This window comes from Streptomonospora halophila (assembly GCF_039542725.1).
In the GTDB taxonomy this organism is placed as follows: domain Bacteria; phylum Actinomycetota; class Actinomycetes; order Streptosporangiales; family Streptosporangiaceae; genus Streptomonospora; species Streptomonospora halophila.
The window spans coordinates 115673-138929 of the sequence record NZ_BAABIK010000001.1 but is presented as its reverse complement, the minus strand read 5'-3'; the positions used below and the strand labels follow the sequence as shown (position 1 = coordinate 138929).

22 protein-coding genes are annotated in these 23257 nt (G+C 75.4%); 12 read left to right on the top strand and 10 right to left on the bottom strand.

The window, feature by feature from the left end; all coding sequences use genetic code 11:
- Positions 1 to 135 precede the first annotated feature (135 nt).
- Both ABEA15_RS00605 and ABEA15_RS00600 read left to right on the top strand, forming a co-directional pair.
- Positions 136 to 1629: a sensor histidine kinase gene (locus ABEA15_RS00605; RefSeq protein ID WP_345554972.1), complete on the top strand. Its 1494-nt coding sequence runs from the start codon at positions 136 to 138 to the stop codon at positions 1627 to 1629.
- Positions 1626 to 2279 (top strand): response regulator, encoded by a 654-nt coding sequence (locus tag ABEA15_RS00600; protein WP_345554971.1) that lies wholly within the window; start codon positions 1626 to 1628, stop codon positions 2277 to 2279. Before ABEA15_RS00605 ends, ABEA15_RS00600 begins: the two co-directional genes overlap by 4 nt.
- Positions 2280 to 2916: 637 nt before the next feature.
- On the opposite strand, the gene ABEA15_RS00595 is transcribed toward ABEA15_RS00600, so the two are convergent.
- Both ABEA15_RS00595 and ABEA15_RS00590 read right to left on the bottom strand, forming a co-directional pair.
- On the bottom strand, positions 2917 to 3333 hold the full coding sequence (locus tag ABEA15_RS00595) for a DoxX family protein (protein WP_345554970.1): 417 nt from the start codon (positions 3331 to 3333) through the stop codon (positions 2917 to 2919).
- A gap of 504 nt (positions 3334 to 3837) precedes the next feature.
- Entirely contained in the window at positions 3838 to 4749 is a 912-nt protein-coding gene (locus ABEA15_RS00590; RefSeq protein ID WP_344140198.1) for a LysR family transcriptional regulator, read from the bottom strand.
- Positions 4750 to 4902: 153 nt separating this feature from the next.
- On the opposite strand from ABEA15_RS00590, the gene ABEA15_RS00585 reads away from it, so the two are divergent.
- Positions 4903 to 5763 (top strand): aldo/keto reductase, encoded by an 861-nt coding sequence (locus tag ABEA15_RS00585; protein WP_344140200.1) that lies wholly within the window; start codon positions 4903 to 4905, stop codon positions 5761 to 5763.
- Positions 5764 to 6450: 687 nt separating this feature from the next.
- Entirely contained in the window at positions 6451 to 8199 is a 1749-nt protein-coding gene (locus tag ABEA15_RS00580; RefSeq protein ID WP_425579348.1) for a gamma-glutamyltransferase family protein, read from the top strand.
- Between the two features lie 12 nt (positions 8200 to 8211).
- Here the strand turns inward: ABEA15_RS00580 and ABEA15_RS00575 are convergent, their stop codons facing one another.
- From ABEA15_RS00575 to ABEA15_RS00555, 5 genes are all read right to left on the bottom strand, one after another.
- Positions 8212 to 8934: a polyamine aminopropyltransferase gene (locus ABEA15_RS00575; protein WP_344140204.1), complete on the bottom strand. Its 723-nt coding sequence runs from the start codon at positions 8932 to 8934 to the stop codon at positions 8212 to 8214.
- 224 nt (positions 8935 to 9158) lie between these two features.
- Complete coding sequence (locus tag ABEA15_RS00570; RefSeq protein WP_344140206.1) at positions 9159 to 10019, bottom strand: polysaccharide deacetylase family protein; 861 nt, start codon at positions 10017 to 10019, stop codon at positions 9159 to 9161.
- A gap of 13 nt (positions 10020 to 10032) precedes the next feature.
- Entirely contained in the window at positions 10033 to 10791 is a 759-nt protein-coding gene (locus ABEA15_RS00565) for an SDR family NAD(P)-dependent oxidoreductase (RefSeq protein ID WP_345554968.1), read from the bottom strand.
- Entirely contained in the window at positions 10788 to 12152 is a 1365-nt protein-coding gene (locus tag ABEA15_RS00560) for a M20/M25/M40 family metallo-hydrolase (protein ID WP_345554967.1), read from the bottom strand. The genes ABEA15_RS00565 and ABEA15_RS00560 overlap by 4 nt, the downstream gene beginning before the upstream one ends.
- 166 nt (positions 12153 to 12318) lie before the next feature.
- Positions 12319 to 13941: a PucR family transcriptional regulator gene (locus ABEA15_RS00555; RefSeq protein ID WP_345554966.1), complete on the bottom strand. Its 1623-nt coding sequence runs from the start codon at positions 13939 to 13941 to the stop codon at positions 12319 to 12321.
- Between the two features lie 72 nt (positions 13942 to 14013).
- Between ABEA15_RS00555 and ABEA15_RS00550 the strand changes: the two genes are divergently transcribed.
- From ABEA15_RS00550 to ABEA15_RS00535, 4 genes are all read left to right on the top strand, one after another.
- The gene (locus ABEA15_RS00550; RefSeq protein WP_344140214.1) at positions 14014 to 15189 is read left to right on the top strand and encodes a M20 family metallopeptidase; all 1176 of its coding nucleotides are present in this window, start codon (positions 14014 to 14016) and stop codon (positions 15187 to 15189) included.
- A 5-nt stretch (positions 15190 to 15194) separates the two neighbouring features.
- On the top strand, positions 15195 to 15515 hold the full coding sequence (locus ABEA15_RS00545) for a DUF997 family protein (RefSeq protein WP_344140216.1): 321 nt from the start codon (positions 15195 to 15197) through the stop codon (positions 15513 to 15515).
- 6 nt (positions 15516 to 15521) lie between these two features.
- Positions 15522 to 17027, top strand: a complete 1506-nt coding sequence (gene panF, locus ABEA15_RS00540) for a sodium/pantothenate symporter (protein WP_345554965.1) — start codon at positions 15522 to 15524, stop codon at positions 17025 to 17027.
- 232 nt (positions 17028 to 17259) lie between these two features.
- The gene (locus ABEA15_RS00535) at positions 17260 to 17715 is read left to right on the top strand and encodes a DUF4383 domain-containing protein (protein ID WP_344140220.1); all 456 of its coding nucleotides are present in this window, start codon (positions 17260 to 17262) and stop codon (positions 17713 to 17715) included.
- 55 nt (positions 17716 to 17770) lie between these two features.
- Here ABEA15_RS00535 and ABEA15_RS00530 read toward each other — a convergent pair whose 3' ends face one another.
- On the bottom strand, positions 17771 to 18358 hold the full coding sequence (locus ABEA15_RS00530; RefSeq protein ID WP_344140222.1) for a DUF2752 domain-containing protein: 588 nt from the start codon (positions 18356 to 18358) through the stop codon (positions 17771 to 17773).
- A 239-nt stretch (positions 18359 to 18597) separates the two neighbouring features.
- On the opposite strand from ABEA15_RS00530, the gene ABEA15_RS00525 reads away from it, so the two are divergent.
- Together ABEA15_RS00525 and ABEA15_RS00520 are read left to right on the top strand one after the other, a co-directional pair.
- Positions 18598 to 18762, top strand: a complete 165-nt coding sequence (locus ABEA15_RS00525) for a hypothetical protein (protein WP_345555213.1) — start codon at positions 18598 to 18600, stop codon at positions 18760 to 18762.
- 77 nt (positions 18763 to 18839) lie between these two features.
- Positions 18840 to 19328, top strand: a complete 489-nt coding sequence (locus ABEA15_RS00520) for a MaoC family dehydratase (RefSeq protein WP_344140226.1) — start codon at positions 18840 to 18842, stop codon at positions 19326 to 19328.
- A gap of 47 nt (positions 19329 to 19375) precedes the next feature.
- On the opposite strand, the gene ABEA15_RS00515 is transcribed toward ABEA15_RS00520, so the two are convergent.
- Complete coding sequence (locus ABEA15_RS00515; RefSeq protein ID WP_345554964.1) at positions 19376 to 19840, bottom strand: pyridoxamine 5'-phosphate oxidase family protein; 465 nt, start codon at positions 19838 to 19840, stop codon at positions 19376 to 19378.
- Between the two features lie 278 nt (positions 19841 to 20118).
- On the bottom strand, positions 20119 to 21339 hold the full coding sequence (fdhA, locus tag ABEA15_RS00510; RefSeq protein WP_345554963.1) for a formaldehyde dehydrogenase, glutathione-independent: 1221 nt from the start codon (positions 21337 to 21339) through the stop codon (positions 20119 to 20121).
- Between the two features lie 559 nt (positions 21340 to 21898).
- Between fdhA and ABEA15_RS00505 the strand changes: the two genes are divergently transcribed.
- Both ABEA15_RS00505 and ABEA15_RS00500 read left to right on the top strand, forming a co-directional pair.
- The gene (locus ABEA15_RS00505; protein ID WP_345554962.1) at positions 21899 to 22777 is read left to right on the top strand and encodes an NPP1 family protein; all 879 of its coding nucleotides are present in this window, start codon (positions 21899 to 21901) and stop codon (positions 22775 to 22777) included.
- Positions 22778 to 22966: 189 nt separating this feature from the next.
- Positions 22967 to 23239 (top strand): hypothetical protein, encoded by a 273-nt coding sequence (locus ABEA15_RS00500; RefSeq protein WP_345554961.1) that lies wholly within the window; start codon positions 22967 to 22969, stop codon positions 23237 to 23239.
- Positions 23240 to 23257: the final 18 nt, after the last annotated feature.

Genomic DNA, 23257 nt, shown 5'->3' with positions numbered 1-23257 from the left:
CGAAGGTGCCCGATCCCGCCCGCACCTTCGTGGCATCCGGAGCCGCACCACCCCCGCCTCCGTGGCGCCCTGTCCCCTCGAACCCCCCACTGACGGGCGAAGATACCGGCGCGGCTGTTCTGTACGGTTGGCACCGTGCAGCCGCTCGACGACACACCAGCCCCCTTCCCCGCTGCGCGCACCGCCGGCGCGGGCCCGCGGGAGACCGCTCTGTGGGCGGCCCTCGTGCTGTGCGCGGCCGCGGACACCGGCGCCGCACTCGCCGGAGGCGGCCCGGTGTCGGTCGCCGCCCCGGCCGTTGGCGTCCTGGCCTTCCTCTGCGGCCGCCTCTCCGCGCGAGACCGGCTCGCCCTGGTACTCTTGGCGGCTGCGCTACCCGTGCTCCGGCCGGCCGCCGCGCTGCTGGGCCGGGCAACAGTGACGGAGGCCTTCGCCACGGCGGCCTCCGCCGTACTCGTCGCGGTGCTGCCCTGGCTGCTGGGCCGCTACCTGCGGCGCCGCGCCGAAGCGGCCTCGTTCGGCTGGCGCCGCGCCGAACTGCTGGAGCGCGAGCGGGACCTGGTGGCCGAGCGCGAGCGGCTGCGCGAGCGCGCCCGCATCGCCCAGGAGATGCACGACTCCCTGGGCCACGAGCTGAGCCTGGTCGTGGTACGCGCCGGTGCGATGCAAGTGGCGCCGGACTACGGAGAGCGGGACCTGCGGCGCGCGGCCGGCGAGGTGCGGTCCGGCGCCGCCGCGGCCGTCGAGCGGCTGCAGGAGATCATCGGGATCCTGCGGGAGACCGGCGACCCGCTGGCGGGGGACCCGCTGAGCCAGAGCGCCGGGGAGCTGGTCGACCGCGCCCGCGACGCGGGCATGGACGTCGAGGTGCGCGGTGCCGGGCTGCTCGACCGCCGCCTCGGTCCGGAGCAGCGTGCGCTGAGCCGGGTGGTCCAGGAGGCACTGACCAACGCGGCCAAGCACGCCCCGGGCGCCGCGGTGCGCATCGACGCCGAGGAAGGCGCTGAGGGCGGGTGCACGGTGCGGGTGCGCAGCGGAGCGCCGCGCGGCGCTCCGAGCGCGGACGGGGCCTCCGGCGGCAGCGGGCTGGCCGGGTTGGCGCGGCGGCTGCACCCGCTGGGCGGCACGGTCGAATACGGCGACCGCGGCGACGGCGGATTCGAGGTGGTCGCGCACGTGCCCGCGGCCGCGGCCGGGGACCGCCGCGCGGGCGGAGGAAGCTCCGCCGACCTGGCGTCGCGCTACTCCGCCTCCCAGCGGCGCGCGCTGGGCGCGGCGGTACTGGCCCCGACGGCGCTGCTCGGCGTGCTGGCGGCGGCGTGGCTGGGATACTACGGCTACGTGTCCGCCGGCTCGGTCCTGGAGCCGGCGGAGTTCGCCCGCCTGCGCGTCGGGCAGGAGCAGCGGCGGGTCGAGGAGGTCCTTCCGGCGATGCGAATGCTCGACCCGCCGTCCGAGCGCAGCAGTGCGCCCGCCGACGGCGCCCGGTGTCGCTACTACCGCTCGGAGGTCACCCTGCCCGGCGCGGCTACCACCGCCTACCAGCTGTGCTTCGCCGAGGGCCAGCTGGTCGCCAAGTCGGCGGTGCCCGTCGGTGACGGCGACGGAGCAGAGGGGGGAGCCCGGTGATCCGGGTCGTGCTCGCCGACGACGAGGCCCTGATCCGGGCGGGCATCGCCACCATCCTCTCCGCGGACCCCGATATCGAGGTGGTCGCCGAGGCGGGTACGGGGAGCCGGGCCGTCGAGCTGACCGGGCTGCACCGCCCCGACGTCGCGCTCGTCGACATCCAGATGCCCGAGAGCGACGGGCTGAGCGCGGTGCCGCGGATCCTGCGCGCGTCGCCGCGTACGGCGGTCGCCATCCTGACGACGTTCGGCCAGGACGACTACATCACCCGCGCGCTGGACGGGGGTGCGAGCGGGTTCCTGCTCAAGACCGCCGAGCCGCAGGAGCTGATGGCCGGGGTCCGCGCGGTGGCCGACGGCGGCGCGTTCCTGTCCCCCCAGGTCGCCCGGCGCGTGGTCGCCCGTCTGCGGAACCGGCCGGAGCCTCCTGCGGCCGAGGCCCGCGAGCGCGTCGGCGTGCTGAGCCGCCGTGAGCGGGACGTGCTCGCCCTGCTCGCGGCGGGCGCCTCCAACGCCGAGATCGCGCGGGAGCTGCACCTGGCCGAGGACACCGTCAAGGCGCACGTCAGCGCGATCCTCTCCCGCCTGGGGCTGCGGAACCGGGTGCAGGCCGCCGTCCTGGCGCACGAGGCGGGCCTGCGGCGGACGTGAGCGGCGGCGCGCGCCGACCGGGTCGGCGGCCGTCCCGGCCCGGGGGACGGGGACAGGGCGGCCGCGGCGGCCGGTGCTTCAGGCACCGCCGCCGACGGTGATGGCGAACCCCTCCAGGATCGAGTGGACGCCGAGCACGGCGACGATGACGCTGCCGCCGACGCCGCGGATCGGCACCATGAGCACCGACGCCTGCAGGGAACAGGAGAAACGCGCCCCACAGCGGCGGGAAAGCGGCAGGCGAGGATGCGGAGGGTGCGGAGGGTGCGGTCCCGGGCCGTGGGGCCGGTCCAGTCGATCGCGCCGATCAGGCCGCGGGTGCGGGGGACGGCGGCGCGGACGGGAACCTCGTGCGCACCGACGGCGGGGTGCACCTCGGGGGCCCGCTACGAGGTCCGCACCGCTGACGGCGCGGAGGTCCCGGTGTCAACGGGGCGCCGGCCGACTCAGGGGCCGGCGCGCGCCCCTGCGCCGCCGCCCGGTGTTCGAAGCGCCCGAGGGCGGACCGGTCCGGCGCAGCACCGCCTTCTTCGCGGGCGAACTGCGCCTGCCGACGGCACCGGGCCGCCCGGTCGCCGACGAGGTCCACCGGCGCTCGCGGGCCGAGCCGGCGCACCGCCTTCTCTCGGGGCGGCCTTCACCTCCGCAGCGGCGCGGCCAGCTCGCGCGTCCGCGGCCAGCGGCCCCAGGCCACCAGGGCGAAGACGGCGCCCAGCACGACGGTCTGCACCGCGAAGGACTGGTAGCCGGGGGTGAGCAGGTTACTGGCCGTCGCTCCGACCATCACCCCCAGCAGCCCCAGCGCGGCCAGCCCGCACAGCCGCGGTATCAGCAGGCCCACGGCGCCGGCGACCTCGCAGGCACCGGTGACGTACCGCAGCCACTGCCCCATGCCGATGTCGGTGAACAGGCGGACCGCGTCCTCGCTGCCCGCCAGCTTCGTGGCGCCCTGGAAGAGGAAGAAGGCGGCGAGCAGGATCTGCACCGCCCACAGCACGATGTTCAGAGTGCGGCCGCGCCGCCGCGAACCGCTGCCGGCCTCGCTCGGACTCACGCAACCGCCCCCTGTCTCCCCCGCAGGGGAAAGGCGCGCCGCGTTCCCTCGGCGGCGATCGCGGGCGGTGCCGCCGTCAGGCGGTCGCCGCGATCGGGGCCGGATCCCGCGGCGCCGAACCGTCGGTGCGGCCACCCTATCGCGCGGAAGCCGGGCTGCGGCGGCGAACCGGGGCGCGAGACGCGGCCACCGCGGGAGGGGGCGGACCCGGCGCAGACGGAGGCGGGCGCCGCGCCGTCCCCTCCCTGCTCCGGAGGGGACCCGTCGCGAACCGGGAGCCGAGCCGCCGGATTCCGAACTCTCGGGGAATCCGTGGGAAGCACCGGTGCCCGACCCGGCATCGGGGCATCGAACCGCATTCGGCTTCTCCCCACGTTTGGGCACACGGCCGGCCGATCCCGATCCCGCATGCAGCGAAGGCGTCAACGCGGCCCGCTCGGGCCCGCCGCCTCCCGCGCGCTCGCCCACCGGGGCGGCTCGCCCGGGAAAACGGCCGGGGTCCGCTCAGCCGCGGCAGGCCGGTGCCGGCTCGGCGCGCCCCGACGCGAGATCCTCCTCGACCATGGCGAGCAGCGCGCGGGCGGCGGTGCCGGCGGCGCTGCCGACCGCGGTGACGGCCGCGGTGCGCCACAGCGGCGCGTTCTCGATCGGGACGAAGCACGCCTCGGAGGTCTTGGCCGAGAAGTGCTCGGGCACCAGGGCGATGCCCAGCCCCTGGGCGGCGAACGCGAGCAGCGAGTGGACGTCGTTGACCTCCACCGCGACGCGGCGGCGCGCGTCGGCCCCCGCGAGCATGGCGTCGACCTCCTCGCGGATGCCCCACCCGGGGCCGAAGTCGACGAACGTCGCGCCGTCGAGCTCGCCCAGCCCGACGCGGCCGCGCTCGGCCAGCGCATGGGTGGGCGCGCAGGCGAGCACCATCGGCTCCGCGCCGATGGGCAGCGCCTCCAGGTCCTCGGTGGAGCCCGCGCCGGTGGAGGTGAAGGCGATGTCGACCGCGCCGCGGCGGACGCCCTCCAGCAGCGCCGCGGCGCCGTCCTGCTGGAGCCGGATCTCGACGCCGGCGTGCTTGCCGTGGAAGCGCCCCAGCAGCGCCGGCACGTCGGGGTCCGCCAGGCACTGCAGGCTGCCCACGGTCAGGGTGCCGCGCAGCAGGCCCTGGACGGCGGCGACCGCGTCGTGGGCGCCGGAGACCTTCGCGAGCACGTGCCGCGCCTCGGGCAGCAGGGCGCGGCCGGCGTCGGTCAGCTCCACCCGGCGGGTGCTGCGCACGAAGAGGCGGGCGCCCAGTTCGCGTTCGAGGGAGCGGATCGACGCCGACAGCCCGGACTGGGCCACGAGCACCCGCTGCGCCGCTCGGGTGAAGTGGCGCTCCTCGGCCACCGCCACGAAGTACTCCAGCTGGCGCAGCTCCACGATTGATCACCGCAATCGAACAGTTCCATCGCTTTGTTTTCTTGGACAGCTTAGTGGGGTCGGCGCGAAGCTGGGAGCGCCGCGGAGGGCGGAGCAACGGCCGGCCTCCGGGGCGCACCGCATACGCCAGCCACCTTTCGGGAGATCCGGAACATGCACAACCGCAGTATCGGAGGACGCACGGTCAGCGCCATCGGGCTCGGCGCCATGCCGATGTCGATCGAGGGGCGGCCCGACCGCGCCCGCGCGACCGCGACCGTCCATGCGGCCCTGGACGAGGGCATCACCCTCATCGACACCGCCGACGCCTACCACCGCGAGGCGGGCGAGGTCGGCCACAACGAGTCCCTCATCGCCGAGGCGCTCGCAGCCGCCGGCCCGGCCGCAGACGGTGTGCTCGTCGCCACCAAGGGCGGGCACCTGCGGCCCGGAGACGGCACCTGGACCCTGGACGGCCGCCCCGAGTACCTGAAGCGGGCGTGCGAGGCGTCCCTGCGCCGGCTCGGTGTCGAGGCCATCGGCCTCTACCAGTTCCACCGTCCCGACCCCGGCGTGGACTACGCCGAGTCGGTCGGGGCGCTGGCCGAGCTTCTCGACGAGGGCAAGATCCTGATGGCGGGGATCTCCAACGCTGACCCCGGCGAGATCCGCACCGCGCACAAGGTGCTCGGCGGGCGCCTGGCCTCGGTGCAGAACCAGTTCTCGCCGAAGTTCCGCTCCAGCGAGCCCGAGCTGCGGCTGTGCGAGGAGCTCGGCGTCGCGTTCCTGCCCTGGAGCCCGCTGGGCGGCATCCGGGAGGCCGCCGACCTGGGTTCCCACTACTCGGCGTTCGCGGCGGTGGCCGAGGACCGCGGCGTCAGCCCGCAGCGGGTGTGCCTGGCCTGGATGCTGGCGAAGTCGCCGGTCGTGGTGCCCATCCCGGGCTCCTCGCGGCCGGAGACCGTGCACGACAGCGCGCTCGGCGCCGACCTGCGGCTGAGTGAGGAGGAGATCGCCCGCCTCGACCGCGCCTGAGGGCCCGGCCGGGCGCGTGCGGTCGGCGCCGTGCGGGCGCGCGGGACGAAGGTGCCTCTAGGGGTTCGTCGAGCTGCCAGGGCCACCGGCGGCCGGTAGAACGCCCCGTCGCGCAGCATCGCGGACAGAGCGTCCCAGCGCCGCCGCGCCGGGGACAGCAGGGCGCGAACCGTGCTCCTCCGCGGCGCTGCTGCGACCTCGTCGGCCGCCTCGTGGTTCTCGGCGGTCCAGGACCGCGGCCGCGGCAGAGCTGTCGGTGGGAGGGTCGAAGCGGACGCGGTGCGCGGCGACCCTCGATCGGCCCCGCCGGCGGCCGTGGAATGGGCGATCGTGCGGTCGCAGCAGGCCCGCGAGGGCGGGTGGGACCCGGATGCGAACGCCGCCGGGAACCGCGCCCGTTCGAGCTGCTCGGTGCCGCGCCGGGAGGGGGGCGCTCGCCGCGGATGGAGCCGCCCGAGGCCCGCGTGGCCGGGGTCGGACCCGCATAGGAGGCAAGAGCGGCCGCGCCGCGGGCGCGTTGCGCGGGCGGCTGTCCATCCGGGGCCCGCAGGTCCTACCATCGGATCACGCGGGCTCCGGCCCGCCCGTCCCCGACCCCCGCTCCCCCGGTCCGGCCGGCGTCCGGACACGCCGAGGAGGCCCCGCTTCGTGTTCACCACCAGACCGACCCTGCAGGGCACCTACGGCATGGCGGCCTCCACGCACTGGCTGGCCTCCGGCACCGCCATGGCCGTCCTCGAGGACGGCGGCAACGCGTTCGACGCCGCGGTCGCCGCCGGATTCGTGCTCCAGGTCGTCGAGCCGCACCTGAACGGCCCCGCCGGCGAGGTGCCGATCGTCCTCGCGCCGGCCGGCGGCCGCCCGCTGGTGCTGTGCGGTCAGGGCCCGGCCCCCGCCGGGGCCACGGTGGACCACTACACCGGGCTGGGGCTGGACCTGGTGCCCGGCACCGGCCCACTCGCCGCGGCCGTTCCCGGCGCCTTCGACGCCTGGATGCTGCTGCTGCGCGACTACGGCACCAAGCCGCTCGCCGACGTGCTCTCCTACGCCATCGGCTACGCCGAGCGCGGCCATCCCGCCGTCGAACGCGTCGGCGAGACCGTCGAGACGGTGCGGGAGCTGTTCGAGTCGGAATGGCCGAGCTCCGCGGAGCTGTACCTGGCCGGCGGCCGCACGCCGCGGCCGGGCGCCCTGCTGCGCAACCCCGCGCTCGCGGCCACCTGGCGGCGGCTCCTCGGTGAGGCGCGGGCCGCGGGAGGGGACCGCGAGAACACCGTTGAGGCCGCCCGCCGCGTCTGGCGGGAGGGCTTCGTCGCCGAGGAGCTGGCCGCCTTCGCCGCCCGGCCCGCCATGGACTCCTCCGGCGAGCGCCACGCCGGCGTGCTGACCGGTGAGGACCTGGCCTCGTTCGCCGCCTCCTACGAGGAGCCGGTCGGCTACGACTGGAACGGCTGGCGCGTGTGCAAGGCAGGCCCGTGGAGCCAGGGCCCGGTCTTCCTCCAGCAGCTCGCCCTCCTGCCGCAGGACCCCGACGCCCTCGGCTACGGCACACCCGAGTACGTGCACACTCTGACCGAGGGCACCAAGCTGGCCATGGCCGACCGGGAGGCCTGGTACGGCGACGCCGCCGACGTCCCCCTCGCCGACCTCCTCTCCGAGGACTACAACCGCGCGCGCCGCTCCCTCGTCGGCGAGACGGCCTCCCACGAGCTGCGCCCGGGCTCTCCCGGCGGCCGCACGCCGCGGCTGAGCCGCAACGCGCTGTCCCGCACCGGCGACGCGGCGCCGGCGGCGGGCGCGGGAGAGCCGACCGTGGCCCGGGACGGCGTGACCCGCGGCGACACCTGCCACGTCGACGTCGTCGACCGGCACGGCAACATGGTCGCGGCCACCCCCAGCGGGGGCTGGCTGCACTCCAACCCGGTGGTGCCCGCGCTCGGGTTCCCCCTGGGCACGCGGCTGCAGATGACCTGGCTGGAGCCGGGGCTGCCCAACTCGCTGACCCCCGGCCGCAGGCCGCGCACCACGCTCACGCCCTCCCTCGCGCTGCGCGGCGGCGAGCCGGTGATGGCCTTCGGCACCCCGGGCGGCGACCAGCAGGACCAGTGGAGCCTGCACTTCTTCCTGGCGGTGGCGCTGCGCCGAGCGGTGCGCGGCGGGTTCGACCTGCAGGGGGCGATCGACGCGCCCAACTGGCACACCGAGAGCTTCCCGGGCTCCTTCTACCCGCGCGCGTGGCGGCCGGGCTCGATCACCGTCGAGTCCCGCATGGCCGAGGCGGCGGTCGCCGAGCTGCGCCGGCGCGGGCACGACGTGACCGTGGGCGAGGCGTGGTCGGAGGGCCGGCTGTGCGCCGTCGCACGCGACCCGGAGACGGGGGTCGTCTCCGCGGCGGCCAACCCGCGCGGCATGCAGGGCTACGCGGCGGGCCGCTGAGGCGGTGCCCGTTCAGGTCGAATGGGTGGTCGCGAGATAGACCGTGTTGGCCGCGTCGCGCTCCTGCAGCGGGTTGGGGAAGGCGACGACCTCGGCGCGCACCTCGGCGAAGACCTCGCCGAGGAGGGCGGAGAACCGCGCCTCGGGCGGGTCGTTGGACCACAGCGCGAAGACGCCTCCGGGGTGCAGCAGAAGGGACAGGCGGCGCAGGCCCTCCACCGTGTAGAAGTCGGCGTGGCTCTCGTCGAGCAGGTGGCTCGGCGAGTGGTCGATGTCGACGAGGACCGCGTGGAAGCGGCGCCCGGGCTCCTGGGGGTCGACACCGTCCTTCGAGCCGCTCATCGCGAAGAAGTCGCCGTGCACGAACCGGCAGCGGGGGTCGCCCGTCAGCCGGACCCCCGCCGGGATCAGCCCGCGCTCGTGCCACTCGATCACCTCGCCCAGCGCCTCGACGACCACGAGCGAGGCCACCTCCGGCTGGTCGAGGACCGCTTCGGCGGTGAACCCCAGACCGAGGCCGCCGACCGCCACGTCCACCGGGCCCCCCTCCGGCTCGCCCAGGGCGAGCCGGGCCATCTCCTCCTCGGCGACGGTGAACAGGCTCGACATGAGGAAGTCGTCGCCGAGCTTGATCTCGTGCACGTCGGCACGGAACACGGGGTCCCATCTGCGGCGCAGCACGAGGTCGCCCATCGGTGTCGGGCGCCAGTCCAGTTCCTCGAAACGACGGCCCACGGCCCGCTCCCTTCACGCTCCGCATGCCCGCGCCACGCCGGCGCGGGTCCCCGCGGATCAGCGGGCGAATGCAGCGGGCACTCCGCGGTACGGCGCCTCCCGCGAGCACGCGCACGCCTCCGCGGCTCCCGACACTATCCCCGTCGGGGCGCATCGGCTCCGCCGGCGGCGGATGTGCGTCCTCGGCGCAGCGCCCGGCCCGGCACAGGGGGCGCGGACCCGGCTCAACCGCGCGGCGGTGCCGCCTTGGGGCGGCCCAGCCGGGCGCCGCCGACCGCCAGGTCGGCGACCGCGCCGACGGTGGCGAACTCTACGCCGTGGCCCGCGACGCGGTCCAGCCACTCCTCCAGACGCAGCAGCCGGTGGCCGCGGCCGATCACCTGGGGGTGGAAGGTGACGGTGAGCACCCCCTGCTCGGTCTCGCGCAGCATGTAGCGCAGGTCCAGCTCCCAGTCGGCGAACATGCGCTCGGCGTCGCCCAGGCCCGGCAGGGTCCGCGCGGGCGAGCTGAGGAACTCCAGGTGCGGCAGGTCGTCGAGGCTCCAGCTGACCGGCACCTCCACCAGCGGGGTCTCCTCGCCCCACACCGTGCCCTCGGCGTCCACCCGGTCGCCGGTGCGGCACCGGTAGGGCGCGTAGTCGTGGCCCATCATGGAGCTGTCGTAGCGCAGCCCGCGCTCGTTCAGCAGCGCCACGGTGTTCTCCGACAGGTCCCAGGCCGGGGCCCGGAACCCGCGGGGCTCGGTGCCGGCGACCTCCCGCAGCGCCTCGACCGAGCGGTCGAGCACGGCCCGCTCGGCGTCCTCCTCCAGGACGGCGACGTTCTCGTGGGCGTAGCCGTGCAGGGCGATCTCGTGCCCGCCGTCGCGGATACGGCGGCACAGCTCGGGATAGGTGCGCGCGGTGTGGCCGGGAACGAACCAGGTGGCCGCCAGCCCGCGCCGCGCCAGCACCTCCAGCAGCCGGGGCACCGCCACCGCCGCGAACTCCCCGCGCGAGCGCGGGGTCGCCGTGAGCTGGCCGCGGTCGACCCAGACCGACAGCGCGTCGAAGTCGAAGGTGAGGCAGACGTATCCGTGCGGCATCGCGCTCCTCCTCTCAGGCCTGCGGGAGCGCGGCGTTGCCGGCCCCCACTCCCCCGTCGACGGTGACGGTCGTGCCGGTGATCCACTCGGCGCCGTCGGAGCACAGGTAGGCCACGGCCGAGGCGACGTCGTCGGGCACGCCGGGCCGCGGCCAGGGCCGCCCGGCCTCCACGGCGCGGACGTAGTCGGGCGCGAGCGGGTTGACGTCGCTGCCGACCTCGATGAACCCCGGTGAGACGGCGTTGGCGCGGATGCGGTGCTCGGCGAACTCCAGGGCGAGCGCCTTGGTGAGCATGGTCAGCCCCGCCTTGGACGTGCAGTAGTGCGCCGCTCCCCGCCGCGCCCGCTCGCCCGCTCCGGAGGTGATGTTGACGATGTCGCCGGGACGTCCCGCCGCGACCAGGGACCGGGCGAACTCGGTCGACAGGGCGAAGGGTCCGTCGAGGTTGGCGGCGAGCACGCCCCGCCACTCGGCGTCGGTCATCTCCAGCAGGGGACGGCTGGGGTAGACGCCGGCCGCGTTCACCAGCGCGTCCAGCCCGCCGGCGCGCTCCCAGGCGGTGCGGACGCAGGCGCGGGCCGCTTCGGGGTCGGCGACGTCGGCCGCGACGGTGCTGACGCGCTCGGGCGCCGCGAGCCGCGCGGCCGCCGCCGCGCACCGCTCCTCGTCGCGCTCGCTGAGCACGACCGCGGCCCCCTCGGCCAGGAACCGGCGGGCGACGGCCGCTCCGATCCCTCCCGACGCTCCGGTGACCAGCACTGTGCGGCTCACGTTTCCTCCCATGTCCGGCGGCGGGTGATGCTGCGGCGCAGGTCCAGGTACTCCGGTACGGACATGCGCGGCGGTGTTTCGCGCAGCACCCGGCGGGCCTCCGCGGCTCCGTCGCAGAGCAGGTCGACGACGGTGCCGGCGAGGTAGAGCGCCGGCTCCACGGCGGCGGCGCGGTGGTCGACGACGCGGTAGTCGCTGCTGTGGTGGTCGCCGGCGGCGCCGCCGCAGTAGGGGTGGGACACCGGCATGACGTGGGCGAGGTCGCCCATGTCGGTGCAGGCGCCCAAGTGGCGGCCGCGGGCGGTCGGCGCGTCCCCCACGACGGGCCCGGCGTTGCGGGCGACGACGTCGTCCAGCGCCGGGGCCGGATGCAGCGGCAGGTAGGCGAGCAGCGTGTCGGTCTCGACCCGCGCGCCCAGGGCTAGCGCGCCGGCGCGCGCGCAGCGGGCCACGGTCTCGGCGGCGCGGCGCAGCGCGTCGACGCCGGCGGCGCGGACCATCGCGTGCAGCACGGCGGAGGAGGGCACCGAGCCCAGCGCGCTCCCTCCCCCGGTGACCAGGTAGTTGACCCGCACGCTCTCGTCCTCGGGGAAGGCCTCGCGCTGGGCGTCGATCGCGTGGGCGGCCAGAGTGGCGGCCTTGAGGGCGTTGACGCCCAGCCAGGGGGTCGACCCCGCGTGTGCGGAGCGGCCGCCGAAGCGGGCCCGCACGAGGCAGGACCCGTTGAGCGTGTCGCCCACGGAGAAGCGCGGACCGCCGCCGCGCCCGGTGTGCGCGAGCAGGGCCATGTCGACGCCGTCGAACGCTCCCGTGCGCAGCAGCTCGGCCTTGCCGACGGGGAACTCCGCGCGGTCGGCCCGCTCCGCCCCATCGGGGCCGTCCGCGCCGCCGGGGGCGCCGGCCGCGGCGTCGAGGAGGGCGTCGGCGTCGCCCAGCTCCTCGGCGGGCGCGGCGATCAGCGCGACCGAGCCGTCCAGCTCGGCCATCACCTCGCGCAGGCCGAGCGCGGCACCGGCGACAGCGGCGATCTGGGCGTGGTGGCCGCAGGCGTGGGCCGCTCCGGTCGCCGGGTCGGCCAACGGGTGCTCGGGCAGGGCCAGGGCGTCCAGCTCGCCGACGAGCGCGATGCGCGGGCCGTCGTCGCGGCCGCGCAGCACGGCCGCGACCCCGGTGCCGGCGAGCCCGGTGCGCGGCGTGAGCCCGAGGTCCTCCAGCCAGGAGCCGAAGCGCGCCGCGGTGGCGTACTCGGCGTAGCCGGGTTCGGGAGTGCGCATCAGCTCGTCGCTGAGGGACGCGATCGCGTCGGCGCGGCGTTCCACGGCCGCATACGCCGCCCGCTTCAGGCCCGCGGCGGTGCTCACGCGCACTCCGCGGCCGTGCGCGCAGCGGGGCCGCGGCGGGGCCGGCGTCCGGCTCCGCGCGGGGGCGGGGCGGCGCGGCGGTCCTGCGCGGAACGCGCCCTGGGCGCGCCGGGCTCGCGTCGGTTGCTCACGGCGCCAGTATGGCGGCGGAGGGCGGGCCCGGGCCTCATGCCCGGCTCTGAGCTTCGGCCGCCCCCCTTGTGCGCAGGTCCAAACCCGACCGGCGCAGGCACAGTGCCGCGACCAGCCGCTCGTCGGGATCGTCGAGGTCGATTCCGCAGATCTGACCCATCCGGCGCAGCCGGTAGCGCAGGGTGTTGGGATGGACGTGCAACGCGCGGGAGGCCGCGATCACGTCGCCGAACGCGTCGAGGTAGGCGGCCAGGCTGGCGGCGTAGTCGGTGTGGTGCCGGCGGTCGTAGGCGAGCAGGTCGGGCACCGGCCCGTCGGCGAAGCGCGCGTCCTCGGCCACCCGGTCGGCCAGCACGAGTGCGCCGACGGCGGCGCGCACCTCGCCGGGATGCACGACGCAGGTGTGCGCGCCGCCCCGGCCGCGCAGCACGCGCAGCACCAGGTCGGCCTCGGCGAGGGACTCGGGGGCCCGCCCGGCGTCGGCCACGACCGTGCCCAGCGCGCCCAGCACCGCGCAGCCGGCCGCGGCGGCCGCCCGCGCGACGACCTCGCGGACGGCGCCGGCCAGCTCTGCGCCGCCGCGCCCCTCCACCCCGCACAGCAGCACGTCGACGCGTCCGCGCGAGGCCACCGGGACGGCCGGGTGGTCCAGAGCGGGCAGGTGCACGCTGAGCAGGTCGGCGAACGCGCGGGTGTCGTGCGGCCGGCCGTCGGCGAAGACGCAGCTGAGGACGGCCGCGGGCCGGTCCCGGTCGACGTCGAGCCACTCCAGCGCCTCGTCCTCGGCGGTGCCGTCCAGCAGCCTGCGGGCGGCCGACTCGGCGGCGCGGCGGCGGGTCTGGGTGCGCACGCCCATCCGCGAGAGGTACTGGCCGGCCGACGCCGCGGCCCGGCGCAGCACGACGGGCGCGTCCTCGGGCAGGGGTCCGCCGCGCTCGGCCACCCAGATCGACCCGAGGATCTCGTCGCCCGAGCGCACCGCCACGGCCATGCGGCGGTTGATCCCGTGCTCGGGGACGGCGGGGATGTCGACGACGTCGCCGTCGCGCCACAGCCGCCGGTAGACGCCCTGCTCGCGCAGCCGGGAGCGGTACCAGGCGGGGCCGCGCTGGTCGAGGGCCGCCTGCCGGCGCATCGCGTCGTCGGAGTCGGCGAGCCGGGAGGAGGCGAGCACCTCCTGCTGCGGGTTGAAGATCATCACCGAGCCCCCGACCGACTCGCACAGCGCGTTGGCGAAGTCGGCGAGCTCGCGCACGGGCGGGGCGGAGGCCTCTGCGTCCAGGCCCGCGCCCGAGGTGGTGAGCAGGCCGCGCAGCTGGCCGGAGAACTCCGCCCAGCCGGTACCCGACTCCAGCGCGAGCAGCGCCACACCTGCGTGCCGGGCGAGTGTGCCCAGCCGCTCGCGCGCTTCGGCGGAGCCGCGCACGACCACCGCGGCCGCGCCGCGCCGGGCCGCCTCCTCCAGCACATCGGGGGCGCCCGCGGCGTCGACGCCCACGGCCAGCAGCAGGTCGCCGGGTTCGGCGGCGAACTCCGCGGCGGAGTCGTGGATCACGACGCCGTTGCAGCGCACCGCGGGGTCGGGCGGTTCGGCCCACACCGACAGCAGGTTCGCCCCGATGGCGTCGACGACCGTGTTCAGCATCGGTCCGTGCACGTGGCCCCCACCTCCTTGTCGCAGACGACAAGTTCCGTGCGGTTCTTCATACCAGCGGATCATTACAGCGCGATGATCACTCGCCGAAACTGTCGGCTACGCGTCTTCGAGGAGGCAACGTCCATGGTCGAGGAGTTCACCGCGGCACTGCGCTCGCTGGTCGACGAGGAGTCGCCATCGGCCGACACCGCCGCGGTCGAGCGGTGCGGCGACCGCCTGGCCGCAGTCGGCGAGGCGGTCACCGGCGCAGCGCCGGAGCGCCTCGCGCTGTCGGGCGGGCCCTCGGCGCTGGTCTGGCGCCGCGGAGACGCGCGGGCTCCCGGCCGTGTGCTGCTGCTGGGCCACCGCGACACGGTGTGGCCGCTGGGCACGGCGGCAGAGCGCCCGTTCACGGTCGAGGACGGCAGGGCCCGCGGCCCCGGCGTCTTCGACATGAAGGCAGGACTGCTCGTCGGCCTGCACGCCTTGGCCCGGCTGGCGCCGCACGTGCCGGTCACGCTGCTGGTGACCGGCGACGAGGAGGTGGGCTCGGCCGCCAGCCGCGAGCTGATCGAGGCCGAGGCGCGGGCGTGCGGGGCCGTGCTCGTGTTGGAGGGGGCCGCCGAGGGCGGGGCGCTCAAGCGCGCCCGCAAGGGGTGGTCCATCTACACCCTGCACTGCCGGGGGGTCTCGGCCCACGCCGGTCTGGAACCGCACAAGGGGCGCAACGCCCTCGTGCGGATGGCCGAACTGGTCGCCGAGTCGGGGCGGCTCGGCGCGCCCGAGCGCGGGCTGACGGTCACCCCGACGCTCGCGCGGGCGGGCCAGACCGTCAACACCGTCCCCGACCGCGCCGAGCTGCACCTGGACGTGCGCGCCCGCACCGCCGCCGACCAGCGCAGCGCCGACGAGAGCATCCGCCGCCTGGCCGAAGCGCCGACCGGGGTCGAGGTGCGCGTCGAGGGCGGGATCAACCGCCCGCCGATGGAGGAGAGCGCGGCGGCCGCCCTGCTTGAGCGGGCGGCGCGGCACGCCCGCGAGCTGGGCGCACGGCCGCCGGAGTCGGCCGCCGTCGGCGGCATCTCCGACGCCAACCTCGTGGCCGCGCTGGGAGTCCCCGTCCTCGACGGCCTGGGCGCGGTCGGGGGCGGGCCGCACGCCGAACACGAATGGGTGGACGTCGACGCCACCCTGCACCGGATACCACTGGTCACGGCGCTGGTGGACGGCCTGGCCGCACACCCGCTGCCGGGGCCCGAAGGGATGTGAGAACCATGCCGCAACCCGAGACCCGGCCCGGCGACTCCGACTTCGAGGAGGACCCGCGCTACCGCACCGCAAAACGGGAGCTCTTCATCGCACTGGCCTACTGGGTCGCGTTCACCGCCGCCGTCACCGCGACGGCCTGGCTGCTGGGCGGCGGCAAGGCCGCCGACGAGATCTCCTTCGTCCTGGGCTTTCCCGCCTGGTTCTTCTGGTCGGTACCGGTGACCTGCCTGCTCTTCTCCGGTGTCGCCTTCATCCTCGTGCACCGCTTCTTCACCGACATCCCCCTCTCCGCCGGCGGCGACGCCGGGGAGCCCGACGAGAGGTAGCCGACCATGCGCTGGGGCGTCATCATCCCGATCCTGCTCTACGCCGTTGTGCTCCTGGTGATCGCCTGGTGGAGCTTCCAGCGGCGCCGGGCGGTCGCCGAAGGCCACAAGACCGAGCACTACTACATGGGCGGGCGCTCGCTGGGCTGGCTGCTGCTGATGTTCACGCTGCTGGCGAGCGGCGCCAGCGCCGGCACGTTCATCGGCGGCCCCGGCCTGGTCTACGGCCAGGGCTACGGCTGGATCCTGGTGTCGGTCTTCCAGGTGCCCACCGCCTTCATCGCGCTGGCGGTGCTGGGCAAGAAGTTCGCCATCGTCGGGCGCAAGCTGGGCGCGCTGTCGATCGTGGACATGCTGCGGCACCGCTACGAGAGCCCGGCCGTGGTGGTCGTCAGCTCGCTGGGCATCGTCGTGTTCCTGACCGCCTACATGGTGCCGCAGTTCGTCGGCGGCACCAGGCTCCTGGAGGCGGCGACCGGCGCCGACTACCGGGTGCTGCTGGTGTGCCTGGCGGCGCTGATCGCGCTCTACACGGCCTTCGGGGGCTTCCTCGCCGACGCGATGAGCGACGTGCTGCAGGGCGTGATCATGCTGGTGGGCGCGGTGGTCGTGTGGGTGGCGCTGCTGACCGCGGCCGGGGGCATGGGCCCGGTCAACGAGCAGGTGATGAGCACCGCACCGGAGCTGTTCACGCTGCCCGGTCCCGCCGGGTTCACGCCGCAGATGATCGCCTCCTACTCGCTGCAGCTGGGCCTGATGTTCGGCGTGCTGCCGCACCTGGCCGTGCGGGCGATGAGCTACCGCGACTCCCGTTCGGTGCACACCGCGATGAAGGTCGGCCCGCTGGTGATGACCGTCATCACCCTGGGCTTTCTGACCATGGGCATGATCGCGCGCTACTTCCAGCCGGACATGGAGGTCGGCGACCTGGCGCTGCCGACGACGATCATTGAGGTGCTGCCGGCGGGGCTCGCCGGTGTGCTGTTCGCCGCGCCGCTGGCGGCGGTGATGTCGACGGTGGACGCGATGATCCTGGTGGTCAGCGGCACCATCGTGCGCGACCTCTATGTGACCTACGTCAACCCGCGCATCAGCGACGGCCGCATATCCGCGGTCACCTCGGCGACCACGCTGGGGCTCACCGCGATCGTGCTGGTGCTGGCCCTGAATCCGCCGGACTACCTGGAGCTGCTGGTCATCTACGCCATCGGCGGACTGGAGGTGGCGTTCTTCTTCCCGCTGGTGCTGGGGCTGTACTGGAAGCGCGCCAACGCCCTCGGCGCGGGCCTGGGGATGGCGGGCGGCATGGTCTGGTACACGCTCGTCAACAACTGGGCTCCCGAACTCGCCCTGGGCATGTTCCCGATCGCGACGTCCTCGGCCGTCGCCCTGGCGCTGTTCCTGCTGGGCAGCTACCTGGGCCCGCCCCCGCGGCGCGAGGTGCTGGTGAAGTTCTGGGGCACCCAGGCCGAGATCGACCGGCTGGGCCAGCCCGTCAGGCCGCTGCGCTAGGGCCGGCCCGGTCGGGGCTCCTTCCGACCCGCTCGAGACCCGAACGCCCCCTCACGCGGCGGCCGGGGCGCGGCTTCCCTCTCGCGCCCCGGCCGCCGCATTTCCGTTCGGGGCCGGCCGCTGCGCGCCGGTTGGGCCGCGGGGTGCCGGGTAGCGGGGCGCCGACCGCCGCGGGCGGGCCGCCCGGCGGCCGGGCGGCCCGCCGGCGCAGCGAAGGTGAAGGAGGGCGAGCATGAGCCGGGCGTCGCAGAAAACGGTGCCCGACGCGACGCGGGGCCCCGCCCGCGTCGTCGCCGGGATCGTCGGAGCGGTCTTCCTGCTGGTGGGGGTGCTGGGGTTCGTCCCCTTCGCGACCGCCCAGTACGGCACGCTGGAGTGGGCGGGACCCGGATCGCACGCGATGCTGCTGGGCGTCTTCCGGGTGTCCGTGCTGCACAACGTCGTGCACCTGGTGTTCGGGGCGGCCGGCCTGGCGGCGGCCCTCCTCCCGGCGGCGGCCCGGGTGTACCTGATCGGCGGCGGCGCGGTGTACCTGGTGCTGTGGGTCTACGGGATGGTGGTCGACCCCGAGTCCGCGGCCAACTTCGTGCCCGTCAACGCGCCCGACAACTGGCTGCACCTGCTCCTGGGGACCGGAATGGTCGCGCTCGGGCTCGTCGTCAAGCGCGGGCGCGGGCAGGTCCCGTGACGGCCGCGCGGGCGCTCTCGGGCGCCCGCCGTCGCCGCCCGATCCGGGAGCCGGCTCAGCGCGCGGACACCCGCCCGGCGCGGCGGGCGGCGCGGCCGGAGCGCGTGCTCACCACCGCGACAACCGCCGCCAGCACCGCGCCGGCGGCGTAGACCGCCATCGTGGCCAGCGGCGTGGCGTTCTCGGCGGAGGTCTGCAGCAGGTCCCGGTTGAGCTGCTGGTTCACCTCCAGGGCGATCACCAGCACGGTCGCGACGACGGCGGCGGAGGGCCAGGAGACGACGCGCACGTTGACCCAGCGCCCGGTCACCAGCCCGGCGGCCAGGCGCAGCAGGGTGGCGAAGGCACCGGCCACCAGCACGATCCCCAGCGGGTTGTAGCGCAGGGACATCGCCAGGTCGCCGCTCATGGCGGCCCACACCGCGCGGGTGGCGCCGCAGGTGGGCATCATGACGCCCATGTAGTGCAGCGGGCTGTGCAGGTCGACCGGGGGCAGACCGAAGACCGCCATGGCCGCGCCCGCGAGGAGCCCGCCCAGCGCCACGTACAGGACCCAGCGGTGGCCGTCGTGCGCCTCGACCCGCATCCGGACGGGCAGCGCCCAGGCGGGCACGCCGCCGTTGCCGCGTTCGCTGTCGCTCATCGCCCTATTGTCTCTTGCTTCCGGCACCGGCGCGCCACCTCGGCCCGGTTCCGACGCCTCCTCCGCGCGCACGGTTTTGACCGCGGCCCGGCTAGGGGCCTTCGGCCGCGCCGCGGCGCGCGGCGGCAGCGGGTCAGGGTGGGCAGCACGTCCGACCAGCGCGAGCACCGGTCGCGGTCGCTGCCGGGCACGCCGAGCAGGTCGCGGATCACCCGGACCGGCAGCCGCTCGGGGGAACCATGGTGCCCACCCAGGACGGGTTCCGCACCGTGATGGCGATCGGCGCCGCCGCGGCGCTCGCGGCCCTGGCGACCGCGGCCTGCCTGCCCCGCCGGCCGCGGGCCGAAGACGAGGGCGCGGGGCGCCCTCCCTCCGCCACATTCAAGGAGCCCGCGGCCCGCTGAGGGCGCCGGCCTGCGCGGGAGCCGCCGGGCGCTAGAGTTGCGCACGTTCCTGCCGAAGAGGATGCGGAGACCCGGCTGTGAGTACGCGAACCGACGGCCAGGCGCCCGGCGTACCGTTCCGTGAGCGCTACCTGGAGGACTACGCGGTCGGCGAGGTCGTCGACTGCGGCCGGACCGCGGTGGCCCAGGACGAGGTCGTGGAGTTCGCGAGCCGCTACGACCCGCAGCCCTTCCACGTCGACCCGGCCGCCGCCGAGGACGGCCCCTTCGGCGGCCTGATCGCCAGCGGATGGCACACCGCGGCGCTGATGATGCGCCTGTACGTCGACGCCTACCTCTCGCCGCTGGCGAGCCTGGGCGGCCCGGGCGTGGACGAGCTGCGCTGGACCGCGCCGGTGCGGCCGGGCGACACGCTGAGCATGCGCGCCGAGGTGCTGGAGAGCCGCCCGTCCTCGTCCAAGCCCGACCGCGGCCTGCTGCGCACCCGCGTCGAGCTGTTCAACCAGCACGGCAGCAAGGTCTTCGCGGCCGTCGTCCTGAACATGCTGCGCACACGGCCGCGCTAGCTAGCGGGCGCGGCGGGGTGCCGCCGCGGAGCCCGCGCGATGCGCCGTCACACCAGCCAGCGGCCGCCCCGCATCAGGTCGCGCTCGGGCAGCTCGTCGACCTCGCGCCAGGCCTGGACGAGCTGCGGCCGGACGCGGAAGTAGAGGTTGCCCTCCGACTCCCGGGGGTCGAAACCGGTCTTGGCGGCGAACGCGTCGAGGGTCTGCGGCGTCAGTTCCGCCGCCGCCAGGGCCTCGGCCTCGCCCTCGACGAGCACAACGTCGCGGGTCGGGCCGACGCCGATCCGGACCCGCCCGGAACGGCGCAGGTTGCGCCCGGTCGGGCTCGCCGCGGCGGTGGCCAGCAGCAGCGCCGAGCCGTCCCACAGGAAGGAGAGCGGCACCATGTAGGGCGTGCCGCCGGGGCCGCCGGCCGTGGCCACCCAGGCGTCGACGTCGGACTCCAGCCGGGCGAGCGTGTCGAGCTTGCGCTGGGAGCGCGGGCGCGGCGGTGCCGCGGGGAGCGTCGTCATGGCGAACGGTCTCCTTGCCGGGATCGGGATGCGGTCGGGGCGAACGGGGCCGCCGCAGAAGTAAACACCGCGGGGCGGCGGGTTCTCCACCTCCGATGAGGCTTGCCACCCTGCGGGCCGCCCGCGGGCGCGCGCCGCCGCCGGTGGTCGGCGCATCATCGGCGGACCCGCGTCCGGAACACGCGTCAGGGCCGCGGCGGGGCCTGCGCCGCCGCCGCGGCGCGGGTCTCCCGTCGCCCGCCGTCGGCGCGCGGCGGGAGACAGCCGCCGGATCAGGCTCAGCCGGTGGCGAGCAGCCCGTGCGGGTCGAGGACGTACTTGCGGGCGGCGCCCTTGTCGAACTCCTGATAGCCGCGGTCGGCCTGCTCCAGCGGGATGGGCGTGGCGTTGACCGCCCGGGCGATCTGCACCCGGTCGTGCAGGATCGCCTGCATCAGCTGGCGGTTGTACTTCATCACCGGGCACTGGCCGGTGAAGAACGCGTGCGACTTCGCCCAGCCCAGGCCGATGCGGATGGACAGCGAGCCCTCCCGGGCGGCCTCGTCCGCGGCACCGGGGTCGCCGGTGACGTACAGGCCGGGGATGCCGAGCGCCCCGCCGGCGGCGGTGACCTCCATCATCGTGTTGAGCACCGTCGCCGGCGCCTCGCGTGCGGCGTCCGCGCCGTGACCGCGGGCCTCGAAGCCCACCGCGTCGACGCCGGCGTCCACCTCGGGAACGCCCAGCAGCTGCTCGATCCGGTCGCGCGGGTCCTGCTCGGAGACGTCGACGGTCTCGCACCCGATGGCGCGCGCCTGCTCCAGGCGCTCCTTGTTCAGGTCGCCGACGATCACGACGGCGGCGCCGAGCAGCAGCGCCGAGGCCGCCGCGGCGAGCCCGACCGGGCCGGCGCCGGCGATGTAGACCGTGGAGCCCACCCCCACCCCCGCGGTGACGCAGCCGTGGTAGCCGGTGGGGAAGATGTCGCTGAGCATGGTCAGGTCGAGGATCTTGTCCATGGCCTGCTGCTTGTCCGGGAAGCGCAGCGCGTTCCAGTCGGCGTAGGGCACCAGGACGTAGCGGGCCTGGCCGCCGACCCAGCCGCCCATGTCGACGTAGCCGTAGGCCGAGCCCGGCCGGTCCGGGTTGACGTTGAGGCAGATGCCGGTGCGGCGCGCCTTGCAGTTGGCGCAGCGGCCGCAGGCGATGTTGAAGGGCACCGAGACGAGGTCGCCGACATCGAGGAACTCGACGTCGGGCCCCTTCTCGACGATCTCTCCGGTGATCTCGTGGCCCAGCACCAGCCCTTCCGGTGCGGTCGTGCGGCCGCGGACCATGTGCTGGTCGCTGCCGCAGATGTTGGTGGCGACGACCTTGAGAATGGCGCCGTGGGGCACGGGCCGCCCCACGTTCGCCGGGTTCACGCCGGGGCCGTCCTTGAGGACGAACTCGGGGTAGTCCATGTCGACGAGCTGTACGCGGCCGGGGCCCGCGTAGGCGACGCCCCTGTTCTCAGCCATAGCTCCCCCAAGAGCATGATGTGGATCACGTTTTCGGTCGTGAACTGTGCTACCCGGGTGGAGCTGTGCCGATGTACGCGGAGCGCACCGACTCCGCTCGGCGACCGAACGAGCGCCGAGAGTGCCCGAAACGCCGGTCGGCCGGAGCCGACGCGCCGGCTCCGGCGGAGCGGACACGGCCTGAGCTGAGCGGACGCCGCACGCGGCGGCACGGCTGTTCCCCACCGCTTCGGCGAACAGAACGGCACGCCGGCGAATTCGCGCCGACACTTCGGAGAATGCCACGCAGAGCACCCGCGCGACCCCTTGCAGTAGCCGTCGGGGCTCCGCTACGTTTGCCGCGCCATTGCGAACCGGATTCCGCACGGGCGCCGTTTCCCTACGCGCGGCGCCGTTCGCCCGCGCGACGCGCAGCCGGGCGGACGTAGCGCGGCCGAACAGCAATCCGGGGCCGCCCCCGACGACGTCCCTCGATACTCCGGTCGACGATTCCCGACTACCGCCCCTGCCCCGACGAAATGCGACGGAACCCCTCAGCGCAGATCGGATACCCCGCTCAATGAACATCCTCGCCATGGGCGGAGGACGCGTGTTCTCCGCCTTTTCTTCGGCTGTCCGAAAAACCCGCCGCCCTGCGCCACCGCAGGCGGCCGGCGCGCACGCCCCCTCGCCCGGCCGCGCCCGCGCGGGGCGGCGGCGCGCCGGGCTCGCCCTCGCCGCCGCGGCGGTGCTGGCCGTGCTGCCCGCCTCCCCCGCCTTCGCCGACCCGCCGGAAGCCCTCCCCGCCGACGCGACCGCGCCCGACCGCACGTGGCAGCCCGCCTTCGACTACGACACCGACGGCTGCTACCCCACCCCGGCCATCGGCGCCGACGGCACCGTCGCCACCGGACTGAAGACCTCCGGCGCGCTCAACGGCAGCTGCCGTGACGGCTGGGACCTGGACAACACCAACTCCTACGCGCGCGCCAAGTGCGACCCCAGCGGCTGGTGCGCCCACATGTACGCGCTCTACTTCGAGAAGGACCAGACCGTGCACGGCTGCTGCGGGCACCGGCACGACCTGGAGCACGTGATCGTCTGGGTGAAGGACGACCAGGCCCGCTACGTCTCGGCCTCGGCCCACGGCGACTACGACACCCGCGCCGCCTCCGACATCCGCTGGGAGGGCACCCACGCCAAGATCGTCTACCACAAGGACGGCGCGAGCACCCACGCTTTCCGCTTCGCCGCCGACCACGACGACCCGCCGGAGAACCACGACGGGACCTGGCAGTACCCCGACCTGGTGAGCTGGAACAACTTCCCGTCCGGCATCCGGGAGAAGCTCGTGGCCGCCGACTTCGGCAGCGCCCGGCTGGCACTCAAGGACGGCAACTTCGAGGCCGACCTGGAGAAGGCCGAGCCCTCCGGCATCGAGTTCGACCCCCACGCCTGATCCGCCCGCCCTCGTCTGCGGCCTCCCCAGGGTCCCGCCCGCCGTTCCGGGCGGGACCCGCCGCTTTCTCGGGGGTGCGGGCGGTGCGGTGGGGTGCGGGCAGCGCGGACAGTACGGGCGGTACGGGCGGTACACCGAGGCTGGCTTGGGCTCCTCGTCCCCCCGGCATCCCCGGCGCTCGCCCGCGTCATGGCCTCGGTCGCCCGCGTCATGGCCTCGGTCGCCGGCGTCGTGGGCGCCCACTCGCGCGGACCCGGCTTCACGGCGCCGGGCTTCCTACTCACCCCGGACCCCGCGACGGGTTCGCGCGCGGTGGGCGCCGCCTCCGGCGTTCCGGGGTCGCTGCGCACCGCCTTCCGCATCCGCACCGCGGCCGACTCGCCGGTCGGTGTGGGTATGCTGCAGTGCCGCCGGACCTTCGACCGCCACTCCCGGAAGGTCCCGGCGGAGGCGCGGCGGTGACGGAGGGGCGCCGCGCCG

Excerpts from the sequence above, each read along its gene's own strand:
- ABEA15_RS00585 (WP_344140200.1), top strand. The coding sequence starts at position 4,903 with ATGCACAACCGCAGTATCGGAGGACGCACGGTCAGCGCCATCGGGCTC.
- ABEA15_RS00580 (WP_425579348.1), top strand. The coding sequence starts at position 6,451 with ATGGCGGCCTCCACGCACTGGCTGGCCTCCGGCACCGCCATGGCCGTC.
- ABEA15_RS00570 (WP_344140206.1), bottom strand. The coding sequence starts at position 10,019 with ATGCCGCACGGATACGTCTGCCTCACCTTCGACTTCGACGCGCTGTCG.
- ABEA15_RS00550 (WP_344140214.1), top strand. The coding sequence starts at position 14,014 with ATGATCACTCGCCGAAACTGTCGGCTACGCGTCTTCGAGGAGGCAACG.
- ABEA15_RS00545 (WP_344140216.1), top strand. The coding sequence starts at position 15,195 with ATGCCGCAACCCGAGACCCGGCCCGGCGACTCCGACTTCGAGGAGGAC.
- panF (WP_345554965.1), top strand. The coding sequence starts at position 15,522 with ATGCGCTGGGGCGTCATCATCCCGATCCTGCTCTACGCCGTTGTGCTC.
- ABEA15_RS00535 (WP_344140220.1), top strand. The coding sequence starts at position 17,260 with ATGAGCCGGGCGTCGCAGAAAACGGTGCCCGACGCGACGCGGGGCCCC.
- ABEA15_RS00530 (WP_344140222.1), bottom strand. The coding sequence starts at position 18,358 with ATGAGCGACAGCGAACGCGGCAACGGCGGCGTGCCCGCCTGGGCGCTG.
- ABEA15_RS00525 (WP_345555213.1), top strand. The coding sequence starts at position 18,598 with ATGGTGCCCACCCAGGACGGGTTCCGCACCGTGATGGCGATCGGCGCC.
- ABEA15_RS00515 (WP_345554964.1), bottom strand. The coding sequence starts at position 19,840 with ATGACGACGCTCCCCGCGGCACCGCCGCGCCCGCGCTCCCAGCGCAAG.
- fdhA (WP_345554963.1), bottom strand. The coding sequence starts at position 21,339 with ATGGCTGAGAACAGGGGCGTCGCCTACGCGGGCCCCGGCCGCGTACAG.
- ABEA15_RS00505 (WP_345554962.1), top strand. The coding sequence starts at position 21,899 with ATGAACATCCTCGCCATGGGCGGAGGACGCGTGTTCTCCGCCTTTTCT.
- ABEA15_RS00500 (WP_345554961.1), top strand. The coding sequence starts at position 22,967 with ATGGCCTCGGTCGCCCGCGTCATGGCCTCGGTCGCCGGCGTCGTGGGC.